The organism is Lyngbya sp. PCC 8106 (assembly GCF_000169095.1).
Lineage (GTDB): Bacteria > Cyanobacteriota > Cyanobacteriia > Cyanobacteriales > Microcoleaceae > Capilliphycus.
Genome location: NZ_AAVU01000020.1, coordinates 15487 through 32818, shown reverse-complemented (window position 1 = coordinate 32818; position 17332 = coordinate 15487). Strand labels below are relative to the sequence as shown.

16 protein-coding genes, 1 pseudogene and 2 CRISPR repeat arrays are annotated in these 17332 nt (G+C 40.1%); of the genes and pseudogenes, 5 read left to right on the top strand and 12 right to left on the bottom strand.

Annotation, left to right across the window (positions count from 1 at the left end; genetic code table 11):
- The first annotated feature begins 29 nt into the window (after positions 1–29).
- Entirely contained in the window at positions 30–788 is a 759-nt protein-coding gene (locus tag L8106_RS14725; RefSeq protein ID WP_009785127.1) for a LamG domain-containing protein, read from the top strand.
- An 8-nt stretch (positions 789–796) separates the two neighbouring features.
- Here L8106_RS14725 and L8106_RS29640 read toward each other — a convergent pair whose 3' ends face one another.
- Both L8106_RS29640 and L8106_RS14710 read right to left on the bottom strand, forming a co-directional pair.
- Complete coding sequence (locus L8106_RS29640; RefSeq protein ID WP_009785126.1) at positions 797–1858, bottom strand: type IV pilin-like G/H family protein; 1062 nt, start codon at positions 1856–1858, stop codon at positions 797–799.
- A gap of 104 nt (positions 1859–1962) precedes the next feature.
- Complete coding sequence (locus L8106_RS14710; RefSeq protein ID WP_009785125.1) at positions 1963–2214, bottom strand: hypothetical protein; 252 nt, start codon at positions 2212–2214, stop codon at positions 1963–1965.
- 183 nt (positions 2215–2397) lie between these two features.
- Here L8106_RS14710 and L8106_RS14705 point away from each other — a divergent pair, with 183 nt between their 5' ends.
- Positions 2398–2847: an Hsp20/alpha crystallin family protein gene (locus tag L8106_RS14705; RefSeq protein ID WP_009785124.1), complete on the top strand. Its 450-nt coding sequence runs from the start codon at positions 2398–2400 to the stop codon at positions 2845–2847.
- A gap of 302 nt (positions 2848–3149) precedes the next feature.
- Positions 3150–3968: a hypothetical protein gene (locus L8106_RS29635; protein WP_009785123.1), complete on the top strand. Its 819-nt coding sequence runs from the start codon at positions 3150–3152 to the stop codon at positions 3966–3968.
- 111 nt (positions 3969–4079) lie between these two features.
- Here L8106_RS29635 and L8106_RS14695 read toward each other — a convergent pair whose 3' ends face one another.
- The 8 genes from L8106_RS14695 to L8106_RS14660 form a co-directional block, all read right to left on the bottom strand.
- Entirely contained in the window at positions 4080–4301 is a 222-nt protein-coding gene (locus L8106_RS14695; RefSeq protein ID WP_039896375.1) for a hypothetical protein, read from the bottom strand.
- 45 nt (positions 4302–4346) lie between these two features.
- Positions 4347–4568 (bottom strand): hypothetical protein, encoded by a 222-nt coding sequence (locus tag L8106_RS14690; protein WP_009785122.1) that lies wholly within the window; start codon positions 4566–4568, stop codon positions 4347–4349.
- Positions 4569–4734: 166 nt separating this feature from the next.
- A CRISPR array of direct repeats spans positions 4735–5298; the repeat unit is 36 nt; unit sequence GTTTCCATTCAATTAGATTTCCCAGCGAGTGGGAAG.
- A gap of 490 nt (positions 5299–5788) precedes the next feature.
- A complete protein-coding gene (locus tag L8106_RS14685; RefSeq protein ID WP_009785121.1) occupies positions 5789–7291 on the bottom strand; it encodes a hypothetical protein in 1503 nt (500 codons plus the stop codon).
- 2 nt (positions 7292–7293) lie between these two features.
- On the bottom strand, positions 7294–9030 hold the full coding sequence (locus tag L8106_RS14680; protein WP_232228489.1) for a hypothetical protein: 1737 nt from the start codon (positions 9028–9030) through the stop codon (positions 7294–7296).
- On the bottom strand, positions 9014–9442 hold the full coding sequence (locus L8106_RS14675; RefSeq protein WP_009785119.1) for a hypothetical protein: 429 nt from the start codon (positions 9440–9442) through the stop codon (positions 9014–9016). The genes L8106_RS14680 and L8106_RS14675 overlap by 17 nt, the downstream gene beginning before the upstream one ends.
- A gap of 3 nt (positions 9443–9445) precedes the next feature.
- Entirely contained in the window at positions 9446–10279 is an 834-nt protein-coding gene (cmr4, locus tag L8106_RS14670; RefSeq protein ID WP_009785118.1) for a type III-B CRISPR module RAMP protein Cmr4, read from the bottom strand.
- Positions 10280–10290: 11 nt separating this feature from the next.
- A complete protein-coding gene (locus L8106_RS14665) occupies positions 10291–11265 on the bottom strand; it encodes a hypothetical protein (RefSeq protein WP_009785117.1) in 975 nt (324 codons plus the stop codon).
- On the bottom strand, positions 11241–12848 hold the full coding sequence (locus L8106_RS14660; protein ID WP_009785116.1) for a type III-B CRISPR-associated protein Cas10/Cmr2: 1608 nt from the start codon (positions 12846–12848) through the stop codon (positions 11241–11243). The genes L8106_RS14665 and L8106_RS14660 overlap by 25 nt, the downstream gene beginning before the upstream one ends.
- 390 nt (positions 12849–13238) lie before the next feature.
- Between L8106_RS14660 and L8106_RS32215 the strand changes: the two genes are divergently transcribed.
- Positions 13239–13382 carry a hypothetical protein gene (locus L8106_RS32215; protein ID WP_156803683.1) on the top strand — a complete coding sequence of 48 codons (144 nt, stop codon included), beginning with the start codon at positions 13239–13241 and terminating at the stop codon, positions 13380–13382.
- Between the two features lie 187 nt (positions 13383–13569).
- Here the strand turns inward: L8106_RS32215 and L8106_RS33680 are convergent, their stop codons facing one another.
- Positions 13570–13752: a hypothetical protein gene (locus tag L8106_RS33680; RefSeq protein ID WP_232228487.1), complete on the bottom strand. Its 183-nt coding sequence runs from the start codon at positions 13750–13752 to the stop codon at positions 13570–13572.
- Positions 13753–13850: 98 nt separating this feature from the next.
- Here L8106_RS33680 and L8106_RS34460 point away from each other — a divergent pair.
- A pseudogene (locus L8106_RS34460) lies at positions 13851–14717 on the top strand (helix-turn-helix transcriptional regulator); the annotation flags it as partial.
- Positions 14718–14746: 29 nt separating this feature from the next.
- Positions 14747–16874: a CRISPR direct-repeat array (repeat unit 35 nt; unit sequence GTTTCCATTCAATTAGTTTCCCTAGCGAGTAGGGA).
- 178 nt (positions 16875–17052) lie between these two features.
- On the opposite strand, the gene cas2 reads toward L8106_RS34460, so the two are convergent.
- Entirely contained in the window at positions 17053–17331 is a 279-nt protein-coding gene (gene cas2, locus L8106_RS14650; RefSeq protein ID WP_009785114.1) for a CRISPR-associated endonuclease Cas2, read from the bottom strand.
- Position 17332: the final 1 nt, after the last annotated feature.

The window sequence follows — 17332 nt, the reverse complement described above, 5'->3', positions numbered from 1 at the left end:
AATCGCTAAAATCCTTGCACAGAAGATGTTTGACTTGCTACTTTGCGGTTCGTGTCAGCTTCGCTATTTCTACGCCTAATCAAACAACAAGTTTTGCACTCTTGTTTGATGGAGTTGATGACTATGTTCAGATTCAAAACCATAATACGATTAACACAATTGGTAGTGGTGATTTTACGTTTTCAGCAATGGTCTATGCTTTAGAAAGTGAACAACGTCTTCATCCTCAAATTCTGTCTAATCGTGCTAATGAACAAAATGGATTTCTCTTTGGGTTTCATGGTCGTTGGAGAGGAAGCCAGAATAAAATTCCTTTTGTTCAATATAATCAGACAAATTGGATTGACTATCCGAATCAGCCGAACCTTCTTGATAATCAATGGCATCACTTTGTCGCCCGTAAAAAAGGAAATAATCTTACCTATTTTGCCGATGGAAAAATCATTGTATCTTTTACAAGGTCTATACTTGAAAACTACAATATTGCTTCTTCACAGCCTCTCTTAATTGGTTGGGATAGGGCTAATTCATCTGCTACACATTTCAAAGGAAAAATTGATGAAGTCAGTATTTGGAATCGAGCATTAGGTGATGCAGAGATACAGTCAGAACTACTGCAATCTATTCAGGGAAATGAATCAGGACTGCTGAGTTATTGGTCTTTTAATGAAGGTTCTGGCAATTTAGTTAGGGATTACTCGGGTAATGGTAATGATGGAACTATTTTTGGAGCTACATGGACAACTGGATGGGCTTCTGAAATTAAGAATAAACAAAGTTCACAATAATTTCTTTCCTACAGCGAACGGGAACCAGATGGACATTGAATTTCATCATTAGCTGTTGGACGTTTCGGAGTCGGGGGCGGAAGCTTTGAAGGTTCTTCTGTTTCACAAATTTGAGTAACGGTAGTCTCTGAGTCGTTTTGATTCACAACAAATATAACCGCAGTAAAACTGGTTAAGTCCGAGTGTTTTGATGTTGCCGTTGCTATTGCGTTTCGTTGGTCTGCTCCCACGACAATCTGATAAGTATAATTTTCGGTTTCGGCTTTGATTCCAATTCCTAATTCTCCAATGCTTGTCCCAAATCGGTTTTTTTCTGAGTAATAAACTTCCTGTGCTTTATTAATCGCGCTGATATACTGCTTGGCTTCACTCTCTTTCATTCTGTTAGTAGCCCCAGGAGGTTCAATCCGGGTAAAGACTTGATCGTTGGGAGGTGAAGGCATTTTACAGGTTTCTAGTCTTTGCATTAGAGAAAAAATCCACCAATCTCCTCCAGCAAAGGCTATACCTCGAAATCCGACAAAAGGCAGATATCCTTCTGGAGATGACAAATCAACTTCTGTGTTGTCATAATCCCATGGTACGCGCTCAAGAAAACGCTCTAGTAAGTCAATAGAGGTTTCGTAGGTAATTTTCTCTGAGTTGGCAGGCCCACCAAGACTTTCCCAAATGCGCTTTTGGACGCTGAAACCAAAATGACCGTTTGAGTGCTTAATCCAAAGTTTATCAATAGTCTTGAGATCTTTACAAGGAAATCTAACGATGAAATTTTCGTCGATTGCAAGATTAGCCTGTCCCGCAGCTATGAGCATCACTTGCCAGGTTTCTTCATCAGCTTCTCGCCATTTTTCTTGTGATAAGAGAGTTTTTAGTCTACTGTAGTCAACTTGACCTGACGGTAGCACCATTGGATAGTCAGACTCGGTGATTCTGGGTCTAGGGTCAGGAGAAGAAATTGGAGCTATCTCTGAAGAAGGGGTAGAAGTTGGAGATGAACTTTGAGTGCGTAACGAACATCCAACACTTGTCAGCATTAAAGTTGCAATTAGAGGAGCTAAGTAACTAGGCATAATGTAATATCTCAACGCATTTTTAATATACCTAAATCCATTCTTGATAAATAGTCGCACAAATGAGTGGCACCTAATTCTCCTCCACAAACACTAACTCCCCATCAACATACTTTGTCTCTGGCGGCGCCCAATTTTCTTCGGGGGTCACAATGCCAGGGATTATTGATTATTCCATCTATTTCAATAGATTCACCCAATCCAAGAAAGTCTTTGTAGAGTATGGCTTCGGTTTCAGGGTCACGTTCAAAATCATCACAGGTTTCATCATCCGGCCCAGTTGGATGAACAGCACAGACTAAATGGAAGTCCCAGGCGTAGTAACGGCAAATGTAGCAGTCATCAATTCGGGGCATTAATTCTAGTTTACCTCAATCAATTGTTCGGTTTTCTGCATTTTATCAACGGTTTTTAAGGGTGAGGAAAATAATCTATTGCGGTACGGTTCTCTCCAATTTCACCTGCTAAATTGTTGTTGCATCATAGTGAATGTAATCAATAGTTATTCATTTATTCCACATTAAAGGAGAGCAATTAATATGATGTTAGCTTACAATCCCTTTGCTGAAATGGAAAGAATGCAACGTGAATTTGACCGGGTTTTAAACTCCCAAGTAACCTCCCGTTGGACTCCGGCAATTGAACTGCAAGAAACTCCCGACAGCTACGTTCTCAGAGCGTTCCTCCCCGGTTTGGATAGCGAAGCACTCAACATTGAAGCAGCCAAGAAAGCGATCGCCATCTCCGGTAAAACCAACCGTCCCGAACTGGATGAAGGTCACAAATATCTTTACTCCGAATTTCCGGCTGGTGAGTTTCGTCGGGTTGTGAATTTGCCCGAAGCGATCGCACATACCGAAGTAAAAGCGGACTACGCCGACGGTGTTCTAACCTTAACCATGCCCAAAGCTCCCGAAACTGTTAACCGTGTGGTGAAAGTAAGTTTGACTAATGTTGAACAGCCTCAACTGAACGAAGCGGATCAATAATTGATTCCTTTATAAGAATGAGAGCCTCGGCAGTGCCGGGGTTTTTTTGTGTTAACTATTTGGTGGAACCGGATTATAAATTAACTGCACTCGCTGTTGAGTTTTTACGTTGGGGCAGAGAGCATTTTTCTATAAAGATTTAGGAGCTTGAATCGGGGTGAGAGCTTTACATTTACTCCAGTTTTGTGAAGGAGTCTTGTAAAGATTTGATAAAGCTTTCGGAAAATTAGATCGACGGGGAGAGATGCAGTTATTTTAAAGACGGCGTGTTGAAACTCTATTGATTTTATAAGGAGTAAAAAATGAGCTTCCGTCTGAACACTACGGGAATTGTTTCTGCAATTGTCATGTTAGCCAGTTTCGGGCTTAATATCCCCAAAGCAACGGCAGAAACTTTTGACTTTAGCATCACCTACGACACCGAATTCAACTTTGTCCCCCTCGAAATTGCTTTTCCCGATGTCGTGCCGCCGGATTCGGTTAACATAGCGCCGCTGCTCGACGAGTTACCGCCAGATTTTCAAGCCGCCTTACCGGAGGATTTCCCCTCGGTAATCGAAAACCCATCTTTCATATTCATATCTGGCGGCGGTGTGAGTCAAGAATCCGATCCCCCGTTTGGATTAACTAGCTTTACCTCGGGTGGCTTTAGTCTGGGGATAACATTGGAGTCCGCTCCCAATCCCGTAACCGGAGAACCCATACCCCTCAGCCAACTGATTATTACTCGAGCCAATCCAAATGACTTTAATCTGGATTTACCAACTCCGGAGTTTTCAGACATTTATTCCGGTGACGAAACCGATAATGTATTGTTGGGTTTCTCAGATACTTTTGCCATTTTTAACATTTTTAGCCCCACCGAAGGCATCGCCGACAATCGGGGGCGAGTTACTATTGTTGGCGGCGAGGGTGTATTTGAGGGTGCTGACGGTGAAGCCAGTTTTATCGAAACTAGCACGTTCAATCCCAGTAATCTCAGCGGTATTCTGGTGGGTGAAGTTCCCATAGAATTCTCCGTCGAGACTCCCCAAGCCGTCCCCGAACCCACAGCAAATGCAACTTTAATAGGTTTGGGAATTATTGGTGCTGGTATTCTGCGGCGTCGCTTTTCCAAGTAGGTTTTACCCTCATCAAGAAATCAAATGATAGTCCCATTGCCGGGGCTTTTTTATTGGCTGAATCTCCACAGTATTTCTTATTCGCGCAGAACAAAAACTTTTCTAACTGATTTAGAAACCCCATAAGAAATTATCGCTTGGAAGAAATATAGAGTCTAACTCTGAAATCGGAGTTTGTCCTATTGATATTGTTCCACCTGGAGCGGACAATGAACCCATATTAGTGCTTGATTCGGTACTCTCAAGACTCGTTTTGTCAGCAGAGAAGTTTTGTAAAACTTTAACTCCTGAAAGATTGGCGTTATAGAGAATAATGTATGCAACTGATTCCATTGTCTTAATATTGATTGAATAAGTTTACTAGAGATTGATAAGCTTTTAAAAAACTCTTGATTCAAAGCTTGGGTTATAAAATACTGGAAATTCACTCAAGACTTCTCCAGTTTCAGAAAAACTCACCGGATCTTGAACAACTGCAATCGGCGCTCTATTTCCTAGAGTATAAACTTCAGAAGCTTCAAAGGTTTCTAGAACTTCAATTTCATTGTTAACAACGGTGTGGTCGTAGGATGTTAATCTAATGCGGATTTTTTCATTCATGGGTCTAAGGCTTTAACGATTGAGCTTTAGTTAGGTTTAACATCGATTAAATTGATACGCAAGTTACAGCAGTTGGTTAAAGTCCCTTTTAAAACAACTTAATTCCAAATTAATACATTCATAAAAATTTAGGAGAGATGTTTATTCTCTCCCTTTTTGGTTGCAACTTTCCATTCAATTAGATTTCCCAGCGAGTGGGAAGAACGAAACAACGAATGATTTTCAGTTGATGCTAGTCAGATAGTTTCCATTCAATTAGATTTCCCAGCGAGTGGGAAGTTCCAAGAACCATGCTTCTCCTTGGAAACCTATGATTGTTTCGTTTCCATTCAATTAGATTTCCCAGCGAGTGGGAAGAAAAAGTCATGCTATGACGGTTTCATTTTGACCAACATAGGCTTGGTTTCCATTCAATTAGATTTCCCAGCGAGTGGGAAGTATTTTCAAAGAACCACGGTGAAACGCTGATTAAGTTTCCATTCAATTAGATTTCCCAGCGAGTGGGAAGGATACCCTTGTCTACGCTCCTCATGACACACTAATGTTTCCATTCAATTAGATTTCCCAGCGAGTGGGAAGCAGTCCCGTAAACTTTTCTCAAGAAATTGGGGATTTTAACGTTTCCATTCAATTAGATTTCCCAGCGAGTGGGAAGGATTTACGGGGAATCCAGTTCTGGGAATGAGGAGTTACAGTTTCCATTCAATTAGATTTCCCAGCGAGTGGGAAGAGTTCGTCTGAGGAGCCTTACTGGGCGCGGGTTTCAGACTACAAATCGACGCACCCCCAAAACTTTAACTTGTAATACGTTTGAAATCGTAATTAATACAGACCTCAAACAACTACCAGGTAAGGCATCGACGCAGGTCAGCGAAAGAATAGGCTTTTCAGCTATCTGTCGAGGTGTGTCGATTTAAGTTTAACACACAAGAATTATTTTGTAAAATCCCTACTCTGTAAACTTTTCAACCTTTAAACCCTTCATTTTTTCAATCAACAGGAAAAATTAGGATTTTGTATTTTTTTTCAATTTAACTATTACGAACTGGTTGTTTTACTTCTTGGCTATCCTTAATCTTACCATCTTCTTAATTCAATGCGGAGTCGGACTTGAGAACAGTTAAACCCCAGTTGTAGAGGGACTCAACCAGACTTTGTTCAGAAATTTGCCAGTTTGAAGGACAAACCATTAGCATTGTTTCTACAAAGCGAGTAGGATATTAGGACAATTTTCTTAAAGTTTGAAGTTCATAACGCTCAATTGCATCCACCAATTCCTTATGTACTTGATTCATCAAACTCGCTGATTTTAATGAAACAAAGTTTTGTTCAGAAACAAAATTTAAACAACCTAAAACTCGTGATTCCCACTTTTCTCTACTATTTGTCTTCCAAGCCTGAAATACATCTTCTTCCTGCAAACCACGCAAGGAATGAAAAGTAAAATTCCTTTCATCTATTGTATTACTAGCAACAACTTGAATATCTTGGTTTTGATTCCATTGATTTTGTAAAGATACTTTTAGTAAAGCAAATAAAGATTTACCAAACAAACCTACGTTATTATAATCATTTTTATTTTCATTGAACCAAGCTCGTAAATTTGGAGGTAGATTTGCATCATGGATATATGCTGTATTCGGTTGATTGCGATTAGAGTATCTAATTTGAGTTTTATATTTGTCTAATGCCCATTCTTTAATCAACCCTTCTACAGCCCGAAAGCTGTGAAATAAAGCCTCAATAGTGTTTCCCTGTCTTAAACGAATTACTCCTAAATAAGCAGCTTCATAACCAGTCCACCACCAGTTATTTAAACGGTCTTTTGCAACTTCTCCCCTTGCCTTACCAAATTCTTCAAATTCAGCAAAGTTCCACTGTACAGCCATTGCTAATAAATCACGGATTTCTAGCGATAGTGGATCGGACTGCCAGTAAGGTTTTAAAATACGCTTTACCCCCAAATAATCATAACGCTTTAACAGAGCTTTTGCTTCTTGAACTTGCATTCCCTGTAAATAAGTAGAACTTTCTATTATCTCTGCCTTTTTCTTTAATTCTTGTTCAAATTCCTTGCTGACTAAGAATTCAACTTTCTTACCAAACTTTGCTAAACTTTGAAATTGAACAGCCGAAGAAATAGCTGGAGTTCCCGCCTGATGACTAACATAGACAATTGCACTTTTATCAACATCTAAACTAGACAAAGCTTGCTGAACTAGCAACAGTGCTTTATCCCAATTATCTAATCCCTCATCTTTTGATTTAGGTTTCAACTCTAAATAATCAATCGATTTAACTCTTGGAAAGTTTTTCTGAAAATATTCTGCAAATATCGGCTTGAGAGTGCAAGTATCCTGCCAATACGGGCTTTTCTCTATTTTCCTGTCTTCCTTATCAACAACTACTTCCTGATTCGTCAAAATAACGATGATTCTATCAGGATATGTTTTACCTTTCTCTAAAAGCTTGCTTGAAAAAGCATCTAGCAATGGAAAATGCAAATCCTCATAATATTCCTCTGTTAACTGCGTTCCATAAACTATACCCATCGCTCTAGCTGGTACGATAAAAGGTTCATCATCATCCGTATGTGGGGGTCTTGTAGGTAGAAACTGACGTTTATTAAATTGACCTCTTACTTTTCTAAAGAGAGTCCCCCAGTTTTCATCAGTTTTCAGCTTCACATCGCTGCTGCCAGTTGTGACAATCCAAATATTCATAATTATTCTTTTGTTGGTGAAAGTTTTATAAATTCGTTAGTAGTATGCAAATATTCAAGAAAAGTTTTAGTTGATGCCGATTCATCAGGGAAAATCGTCAGCAATTCCACATACTCTTGCCTTTTTTGCTTCAATTCTCCAGCTTTAGTTTTGACATAGCGAGGATACATTCGATGCCAAATACAACCAATCTTATTGAGTTTTCCTGTTAAACTCGTTTGTTTAATAGACTGACTTCCTGAGTAGGAGCCATGAAACCAATGAATTGCCTTGCTGCTTTTGTTGTTCTCAGCAATTCTTCCCCACACTTCGACCTTTTCTGGATGCCAAACTTCGCGCCAATCAGTAATGTAACAATTCGGTTTTAACTTATTAACTTTCAACCATTCTATTGCTCTCTCCCGACCCTCTGCCAGAAATTTAGCAATATTTTTTAGGTCATCAGTAGCTGCCGTGACATACAAATTATTTGAACTGTTGTTAAACTCCCAGTGACAGCCGATTGCTGGTTTGTCCCCTTTGTTAAAATATTCTGGGAAAAATAAGTTATGGTTAACTCGTCGCCACGATTTGCCAAAACCACCGAGTAATAAAGAAAATTTAATTAAGTATGTGACAAACCTTTTTAACACCTTCTCAGGGTAGGTATTATTTAACCATAGTAAATCTAACGTTCCAGCTTGTAAATCATAAGTTGGCATGATTACGACTTTGTTAGCGTTTGGCTTATATCGGTGTTCGCCAAAATCAAGCTCCTCAGCAGTAAAATTAACTCCTAACTGCCCTACAATTGCCTGTATATCATCCCGTCTTTCAGAAATTCCTCCCCAAAGTTTTTTTGTTAATAGTTGTGCTGTATTGGCATCAGTAACCCCCGCCAACAACCGCAAAGTATGCCCCCGTAGGGCAGCTTTAAACATATTGGGTCGAAATTCTGGGGTTTTATTCAGCAGTTGGGATCTTAATCCATAACCACTCAAATTGACAGAAAGCAACACTCGATCTGTGCTTTCTACCTCTACCATGCGACCGTAACCTGCACTTACTCTAGAACCAATTCCTTGCCCTAAAGCTTTTTCCCAAATTTGCCAAATATCATCCCATTCTTTTTTATTAAGCGCTGTATTACTAGAGATACCAAATTTTAATTGGCATTGATAAAGCGAGATTTGCACGTTAGCACTGGTAACAGCATTCTCCATCACTTGGCGCTTTTGCTGAGAGTGAACAACATCAATTAAACGCTGTTTTTCTGCCCAGTACATATCAGAGGGAATGCCACCGTGAAAGCGCAAAATCCCCGGTTTTGTAGTTTTTTGTCCGTCTTGTTTTACTTCTCCTCCACAATAATCTTCTCGCTTTTCTTGAGGACAAACTCGCCAGAAAGCTCCTTTCATGGCAGAACCAGGATAAAAGGGTAAACCTTTCGCACCAATTATGGGCCGAATTATGTCTTCATCCTGTCCACAATTTGTCACTAACCGCCAGCTAATTGTGTATTGTTTTGTTTCTACTCCCTTTCCAAATTCAGGCATTTTTACGGGTGATTTAGTTCTACCTCGCTTCCAAATAGGAATACTTTCATCGGCACTTTCAGGGATGGGAGGGCAGCCTTCTAACCATTGTTCTACCCACTGAGAAACTGGGCCAGCATCACCTGCGTATTGGATTTTTCCCCTTCCTTCTAATTGAGACTGAAACATTAAAGGAACGCGATCGCTATCACTCATCTTCTTCATCTCCAGAATTGCTGTTAACATTAGTAGGCTTATACCGTTGAGTCCACCAAACCATACTGTCACAAAGTTCAGTCAGCACAGCTATAGCAACTTTGCGCTGTTCTATGGGAAAATCCCACAATTTATTTGCCATAACTTTAATAGCTGCTGTATCGTCATAACTGACATCATCATTGGGAATGGTAACGCCAGCATTTTCCATAACTTTTACTAGCGCTTTCCAAGTATCTTGCCAATAATCGGCTTTATCTTTCTCCTTAACTAACCGAAATTGTTCTCCCCAAAATCGCTCTAAACCGTAAGCAACAGCAACACGCATTTTGTATGCTTGATTTCGAGCATCTTTCTTGTCGCGGTATTTGAGAACTAAATCGTGAGCTTGCTGGTCTAAATTGAAAGATTCCCAACCCATAAATTATACCTCCTTTAAAGTTAGATAACAATGACCAAAGCCAATTGACTCTAAACCACCAAGATAAATATCTCCACTAGCAGATTTATTAAGAGGTTGCCATTTCTCTTGACTTTCTTTGAGAGCAATTGGAAATACTAAAATACTCCCTTCTGGCAAGGCTTCCGTATTGAAGAATGCACCTTTCTTTGCTTTCTTCTCTTCTTTATCTAGGGCAACTCGACTCTGACGATATAATGCCATATCGTGAATCATGGCAATTTCATCATCAGCAACGACAACAGCAGGCAATTCTTCTCCTAAAGGAAACCAAGTAGATAAATCCTCAGTTTTGTCAATTGTTAAAAAGCCAAAATTGAAAAATAGCTTTGGTTTACCATTTACGTCCAGAGGTTTTAAGGCTTGAGAACCTGTATAATTAGCTGGTAGTTTTGCTGTTTTGAGTAGCTTGCCATCTTCTAAAGTCACATAGTCTCCCGCAATTCGCTGATAACGTTTTAACAAACGAGGACAAGTTACCCAAACAATAGGTTGACCTGGACAAAACACTGGCAACCATAGCAGTGAAGCATATTCAAACTTAACTAAAGACTCAGTGGTGCTGTCTGGTTTTCCTCTTTCAGCTTCTTTCCCATACCACTTGTTAGCTTCAGCTTCTCCGAAAGTACGATACACTTCTGACCGCAATCTTCCTCGAATCGAGCTACCAGGAATAATGCCAGTCTGGGTAAATTGATCACGAAAAATTAAATTTAAGTTCCCGCTTTCTTCACCTGCCGTTGCACCTACATGAACAGGAGCAATAGTTTCAATAATACCGTAAGCTTTCTTGTACATTACTCAACTCCTTAAATTTCAATTGGCAAACACAAGCCGCATCCAACTTGTTTCAGGTTAAAACCTTCTTTGGGAAACCAATCTTCGGGAAATTCCCACCAAGTTTTACCTAAAGGTTCTCTAAGAAGATAAACAGTTCCAGGCGGGACTGCATAGCGTCCCCGTCCCATTTGCCCTTTGGTACGGTAGCGATAAGCTATTGGTCTATCTGTCAGCATCTCAGGTCGTTTTTTAGAGAAATCTTCATTTTTGGGATAGCGCCATGAAAATTTGTTAGAACCCCAAACTCCAGGCGTAATTAAAGCAAACGCTTTCTGAATTGGCTGACGCAGAAGTTCTGTGATCGGACTGTCATCAAGTAATTCAATACTGTTTATTTCAACCAAATGATTTTCACCACCAAAGCGATACCAACCCTCTGCTAAAGAATGAGTTGAGAGATAAACTAGACAATACCCATCATCCATCTGCACAGAATTTTCCAGAAATAAACCATCTTTAGCTAAAGTACAGCGCTCGTCATCTTTGGTTCTGGGATGCAAGATAGGAACGTATTTCCAAGGAATATCGGCAACATCACCATTTTTTTTAATGATAGCAGGCTTATCTTCCCAGGAATTAACTGTTTGCCAGCGATAATCTGGGTCTAAATCTTCAGATTCACGAGTCCACTTTCCTGATGCAATTTTCCATTCATCCACGCCTTTTTTAGCAATGATTTTATGCCAAGGAATGGGCAAGTAAAAGTATTCTGGATCGTCAGATTTAGCCCAGAATGGTCCAGCAACAAATAGATTATGTCTAAGTTCTTCTTGAGAAGTATAAGACTGAACTTTATTGGCACTGAAAAATAAACCGGATAGAGTAGCGGCTTCTGGAGGAAACTTAGCACCAGAACGTCCAACCAAGTTTTCAGGTGATAAAAACCCACCAGCACTACCGTACATAAATCCTAAAGGACTTATAGTGATGATATATTTGAACATAGCTGCCATCCCACATTAATTAAGTCGCTAATCCAGTAAATAATTTGTTTAGACTGTTCTGAATTTTGGTAATCTCCGACAATGTGTTTCCAATTTTGTTCTAAATTATCCCGCTCTTGAAAATAAAGTTGAAAGAGAGATAAAGCCAATCGGTCATCTGGGTTATCTTCCTTATAGTTAAAACTAATAGCATGACGGGCTTTTAGTTGAGCTAAATCATTATAAACATGAGTCCAATTCGGTAAAAATTTTGGATCTTTGTCTTTGGATAACCATTGATGATAAGTTTTACCATTGCGATCACAATACTGTTTTAAAATGTGTAAATAATCCCAAGGACAAGTCCATTCTACATACTGACCACTATTAAAAACTACCCGAATTGTGACCCGATTGCGCCCTAAGTTTTTCGCTTTTTTTTCTGCTTCTCGACAGTGTTGAAGTACATCTCGCTGCGGGACACTGTGACCAGCCCAAACAAAACCTACACTTAAGTTAATATCTTGGCCATGCTTTTTCCATTCTTCAGGTAATCCCATTAACCAATCTAATGCCTCTATAGGCTCCGGTTGCTTTTCAGGTTTGCTACTGTAAATTATTCCTAAGAAATCATCGCCACCTGCATAAACAACGCGCCCTTTTTCTTGTGGGAAATTATTCATAAATTCTTTTCCCCAATTTCGTATGGCTTCACTGAATTTTTTTAAACCTTTATCTCCCTCTTTTGTAGCGATTTCTTGAAGTTTTTTGCCTACTTTATCGCCATCTCCCATAAACCAACCAGTCCACTGTCCAACTCCTTCTTCTGGCATCCTAATCAAATCGCTAAATCCTTGTTCATTCCCTTTTTTGGGCAAAGTTTCCATATCAAGGCTTTTAGCAATATCCTCACGAGTTACTAATCGCTTAACTAATTCGAGAATGCTCAATCTTTCATTAGGTGCCAGAAATTTTCCTTCAGGCTTGCCATCTGGAGGAAGGTTCTCTAAAACACAGGAGAGACGCTGATAGAAATCCTTAAGTTCAGCTTTTTCTATATCTGATAGTTGTCTCCCTGGATTAGAATCTTCAAAACCTAAACGTGGCCAGGCAATTGCCTCAGAACCCGTTAAACTAGAACTATCTCCAATCCAATTAATAGCAGTCCAATCTCGCCGCAATTTACGAGTTTCTAAATCTTTCATTGCATCTTCTATAGATTCTCCATATCCCCAAAATATCTCCCAACTGTATAAACCACATCGCATCCATTCAAGTTCCCAATAGTATTTTTCTTGAGCAGGTATTTTTTCTTCTATCCAAACTCGACATTTTTCTAAGATTTTTCTCCATTCGTATTGAATAGTATTTTTTACGTCATTTCGAGAAAACTTACCTTGAGTTAGTATGCGATTTGGCATTCCTTTTTGAACACTAATTAAACCGGGCGAAATGATATCTAAATTTAGTGTATGAGCTTTATCTACAAGCTTGTAACTTAGATAAGACAGAATTAGTGAAGCTCCAAATAAGTCTCGAAGCTTGCGCGACTTTTCAATAAAGCCCTGAACAGGTGCAAAGCTAATAGCTGTGAATTCAGTCATAGATGGAACCTAATTGACAAGTGAAGGAGAATACAAGGCAATTTTTCAGAGCGGGGTCATGAAGTAGACCCCAGATTTTGGCTTGCCAGTATGCTGACACGATAAGATGACCTCAATGAGTTTAAAAATTGAATAAATACTTTCTAAAACTTTGGGACAAGGAAGCTCAAATGCGAAGTGAGTTTTCTGCTTTCAGAGATAAGCTTTTGCTCCGTAAGTTTTTCTTCTTCTAAACTACCAACATTTGCACCCACACTACAATGTGGAAATTACTGATATTTCCTACTTTCCAAGAGATAATTTGATACAACTCACCCCTCGGTTTTCACTGATAAACCAGAAAATATTAGTTCTCTAGTAGAACGGATTTACTTTTTTACAAATCTGCTTATGTTTATCTACGGTATCGGCAACTTTCTTAACAGTTTGCTGCTGTTCTTTGGTCAGGGGACACTTCAACTCGAACTTTCTGTTCCCGGAGTTGGATTTGTCGCTCATCGGTTTGTTGCCTCTCGTCTACACTTGCTATCTTAGGCTAGGTCTTTGTTGAATATTGAAGAAAAGACTACATTCAAGACAAAAAGTTTTATTGGCTGAAACGATTAGCTAGATTAACTTTCAGCATTTATTTTGATTATTTTTTAATATTGGCTTTTTCAAGACAGCGAACAATTTTCTCTGTTAGCATCTGAAAGCCCCATTTCTCATTTATTTCAAGGATTTACGGTAATGCCGAAGAAACCAACCCTTCATCCCTATTCCGACCAACTGGCTTTTGAACGGTTAATCCTGTTAATTGCGACCATCCTACAATATCCGGGTGTGGGCAACGAAGAACTTGAAGGACATGACGGTTGTGGTGATGCTTTGCTAGCGGTGCAGAAACGGCTATGGGAAGTGGCACTTCGCTACGGGGTGAATTTTCCTGAAGGGTATCCCTCCACCTCTAACTTACGGAAAGACCTACAAACCCTGCGTCGTTACGGTTTACTTCAGCCAAGGATGTACCGTTGGGGATATTATCTCGGTTTGGCTGTCCTCGACCAAAAACAACTTCGGTTAGCCCTACAGGCTATTGCCTCCCAAGCTAGTTATCTCAGTGATTCGCAAGCCAAACAAGTTTACCAAATTCTCGAAAAACGCCTGCGGGGTTTGGATGATGACCTCGGCGGGGAACTGTTTTATCCGGTTCGTCAGCAGCTAAATCGGGCGATCATGTTTACTGACCCGGAAGAAATGGTAGAGCAAGGACAACGAGAAGAAACGTTATTTCACCACCTTGATATCGTGGAGCAAGCCATCCTGGGAGGTACTGCCATTGAACTCTCGCGTCGCTACGATGTCTATGGTCACGAACGGGTCGGAATGGAACAACTATGGCCATTGCAGCTTGTCTTTTATAACAGTGCTTGGTATCTGCTTTACGAAGATTGTCAAAGGCATCATCTGGCTATGGGAAGAATTGACCGCTTTGGAGAATATTGTCGGGTTCTTGATACTCCCCGGCGCTCTCTTTCTATCCAACGCCAACGCCTCGCCGATGCCCACAAACTACTTAATAATGGTTGGGGTTTGTACCTGGGAGATACCAAAGAACAAAAAGATGAACTGTGCGGACGTTTGCAATTAACTTTAATTCATGTCCGGTTTTTTCAGCCAGTTGCAAAGATTATTCTTGAAGGCAGTCGCCGCCATGCGAAACAAGAACTTGCTCCTCAAAAAGATGAGCAGGGAAATCTTCAGTGTGTTGATTATTACGTTAAACTTCCACCCCGCTCTCATAACGAATTTCTACTCTGGATAAAAGGTTATATGGAGTCTGTACAGGTGATTGCTCCTGCATTTTTGGCAACACAACATTTGGAATCCGCTCTTAAGTTGCTTGAACGTTATCAAACTTCTGTTAGCAATTAATTTACCTAGCGAGTAGGGAGATACAAACGGACGATCTGCGCTTTTCTATCTAGAAGTTTCCATTCAATTAATTTCCCTAGCGAGTAGGGAGATAAATCTGTCAGGGGTAATCCTTCCATCTATTTAGTTTCCATTCAATTAATTTCCCTAGCGAGTAGGGAGCAAAACTTTAAGAGTTCTCGATCAACAATAATGGAAAGCATAGTTTCCATTCAATTAATTTCCCTAGCGAGTAGGGAGTTAACTGAACTAACCCAATTAGGATTTATTTTAGGTAAGTTTCCATTCAATTAATTTCCCTAGCGAGTAGGGAGAAGGAGAAAATTATGTTTGATAATTCTGCAAACAACAGTTTCCATTCAATTAATTTCCCTAGCGAGTAGGGAGAATCCGCCGAGGAAAATCATTCTCCTTCCTATCATTATGTTTCCATTCAATTAGTTTCCCTAGCGAGTAGGGAGATGCTGAAGGCAATACTTGCTCACCATTTGAGTTTTCTTGTTTCCATTCAATTAGTTTCCCTAGCGAGTAGGGAGCAATTTTTAGCTGAACTAGACGACTGTTATTTAAACGTTTCCATTCAATTAGTTTCCCTAGCGAGTAGGGAGCGCTGTACGCCTGTTTTCTCTTTCCTTTGGTTTGCAGTTTCCATTCAATTAGTTTCCCTAGCGAGTAGGGAGACTTAAAGGATCTTCATTATAAATATATTCACAGTACCGTTTCCATTCAATTAGTTTCCCTAGCGAGTAGGGAGCCCTGATTCAAAATCTACACGAACAGGTGTGGATGGTTTCCATTCAATTAGTTTCCCTAGCGAGTAGGGAGCTTTAAATAATTTCCTAATTTCTCAAATTTATAAGTAGTGTTTCCATTCAATTAGTTTCCCTAGCGAGTAGGGAGCTATTTTGACTGGGACGGTCGGTTTACATCAGACCTGTTTCCATTCAATTAGTTTCCCTAGCGAGTAGGGACTGAGTTTATAGAGCAATACAGGAAAGGATCAGACATAAGTTTCCATTCAATTAGTTTCCCTAGCGAGTAGGGACGGTCTCTCTTACAGTGTGTAAGTAACACCCTAGAGGCTGTTTCCATTCAATTAGTTTCCCTAGCGAGTAGGGACTCACTACAACTGCAATGACGATATCCAGTCTCTTAGAGACTTGTTTCCATTCAATTAGTTTCCCTAGCGAGTAGGGACTAGAGAGTTAGCCGTCCTTATTTCGACACAAGGATAATAGTTTCCATTCAATTAGTTTCCCTAGCGAGTAGGGACATATTGTAATATTACAGGCGATAAACAACAAAAAACATTAGTTTCCATTCAATTAGTTTCCCTAGCGAGTAGGGACCTAAATATCAAGGTCAGGAAAGAGGGCTAGCCTTTACCCGATAAGTTTCCATTCAATTAGTTTCCCTAGCGAGTAGGGACAAGCCCATCCTCAAACTGCCCAGCAAAATACCCTTTAACCAAGTTTCCATTCAATTAGTTTCCCTAGCGAGTAGGGACGTAGACTTAGGATTTATTGTTAAAGAAGACAACGAGGTTTCCATTCAATTAGTTTCCCTAGCGAGTAGGGACGCGGGGTAAAGTTCGCAATACTGTCGATGCGTTGTACGTTGAGTTTCCATTCAATTAGTTTCCCTAGCGAGTAGGGACACGACTGCCAAGACAGCGTATCAACTAAAGCTAAAACAGCAGTTTCCATTCAATTAGTTTCCCTAGCGAGTAGGGACTTCAAACAGTTAAAAAGGATCTTTTTTCAGTTCTTTGTTTCCATTCAATTAGTTTCCCTAGCGAGTAGGGACATCTGAGCGAGCGACACAAATCTGTGAACTCAAGGGTGAGTTTCCATTCAATTAGTTTCCCTAGCGAGTAGGGACACTCAGTGTTGCAGTCTAAACTTCTACCCGAATATGTTCGTTTCCATTCAATTAGTTTCCCTAGCGAGTAGGGACCTCTATTCTCCTTTAATCCAGTACCAAACTTTAATAGTTTGCCACAAGTTTCCATTCAATTAGTTTCCCTAGCGAGTAGGGACTTCATAACAAAAGCGCAGTCGTCGCAATAGTCATAGAGGTTTCCATTCAATTAGTTTCCCTAGCGAGTAGGGACTCCTCTCTATTAAAACCCTTATCCAGTCGGATGTCTAGAGGAGGTTTGCGAGGCTCACCAAAATCGAGCCAATTTTTGTCTCACCCGAACGGGATAAAATCGCTGAAACTAATACGGAGTATACTATCGAGGCTCCCAACGAAATCTCGTCAATACAGCCATTTTTCCTGAGCCTCGCTAAACAATTATTGAACGGGGAGCTTCAGCAACAGGTTGACCTACGCCCCAAGCTTCAACTTGATTCCAAGTGTGTCCAGACAGGGGATAGAAGCGAATGCGGTCTTCCTGCAAATTCACCCGAAGTTTCATCCGTTTTCGCAACTCATTGTATTTATGGGGAGTTAGAACGCATTCAAAAACCGAGTATTGAACTCGCTTTCCATAACCTTCGAGCAGATTAGAAACCCGTCTTCGGCGTTGGTTACTGGGAATGTCATAAGCTACAACATACAGCATA

What these genes read in the sequence shown, in the direction of transcription:
- cas2 (WP_009785114.1), bottom strand. Translation starts at nt 17,331, where the DNA reads ATGCTGTATGTTGTAGCTTATGACATTCCCAGTAACCAACGCCGAAGA.
- L8106_RS29640 (WP_009785126.1), bottom strand. Translation starts at nt 1,858, where the DNA reads ATGCCTAGTTACTTAGCTCCTCTAATTGCAACTTTAATGCTGACAAGT.
- L8106_RS32215 (WP_156803683.1), top strand. Translation starts at nt 13,239, where the DNA reads ATGTTTATCTACGGTATCGGCAACTTTCTTAACAGTTTGCTGCTGTTC.
- L8106_RS14690 (WP_009785122.1), bottom strand. Translation starts at nt 4,568, where the DNA reads ATGAATGAAAAAATCCGCATTAGATTAACATCCTACGACCACACCGTT.
- L8106_RS14695 (WP_039896375.1), bottom strand. Translation starts at nt 4,301, where the DNA reads ATGGAATCAGTTGCATACATTATTCTCTATAACGCCAATCTTTCAGGA.
- L8106_RS14685 (WP_009785121.1), bottom strand. Translation starts at nt 7,291, where the DNA reads ATGAATATTTGGATTGTCACAACTGGCAGCAGCGATGTGAAGCTGAAA.
- L8106_RS14705 (WP_009785124.1), top strand. Translation starts at nt 2,398, where the DNA reads ATGATGTTAGCTTACAATCCCTTTGCTGAAATGGAAAGAATGCAACGT.
- L8106_RS14710 (WP_009785125.1), bottom strand. Translation starts at nt 2,214, where the DNA reads ATGCCCCGAATTGATGACTGCTACATTTGCCGTTACTACGCCTGGGAC.
- L8106_RS14680 (WP_232228489.1), bottom strand. Translation starts at nt 9,030, where the DNA reads ATGAAGAAGATGAGTGATAGCGATCGCGTTCCTTTAATGTTTCAGTCT.
- L8106_RS14665 (WP_009785117.1), bottom strand. Translation starts at nt 11,265, where the DNA reads ATGTTCAAATATATCATCACTATAAGTCCTTTAGGATTTATGTACGGT.
- cmr4 (WP_009785118.1), bottom strand. Translation starts at nt 10,279, where the DNA reads ATGTACAAGAAAGCTTACGGTATTATTGAAACTATTGCTCCTGTTCAT.
- L8106_RS14675 (WP_009785119.1), bottom strand. Translation starts at nt 9,442, where the DNA reads ATGGGTTGGGAATCTTTCAATTTAGACCAGCAAGCTCACGATTTAGTT.
- L8106_RS14660 (WP_009785116.1), bottom strand. Translation starts at nt 12,848, where the DNA reads ATGACTGAATTCACAGCTATTAGCTTTGCACCTGTTCAGGGCTTTATT.
- L8106_RS29635 (WP_009785123.1), top strand. Translation starts at nt 3,150, where the DNA reads ATGAGCTTCCGTCTGAACACTACGGGAATTGTTTCTGCAATTGTCATG.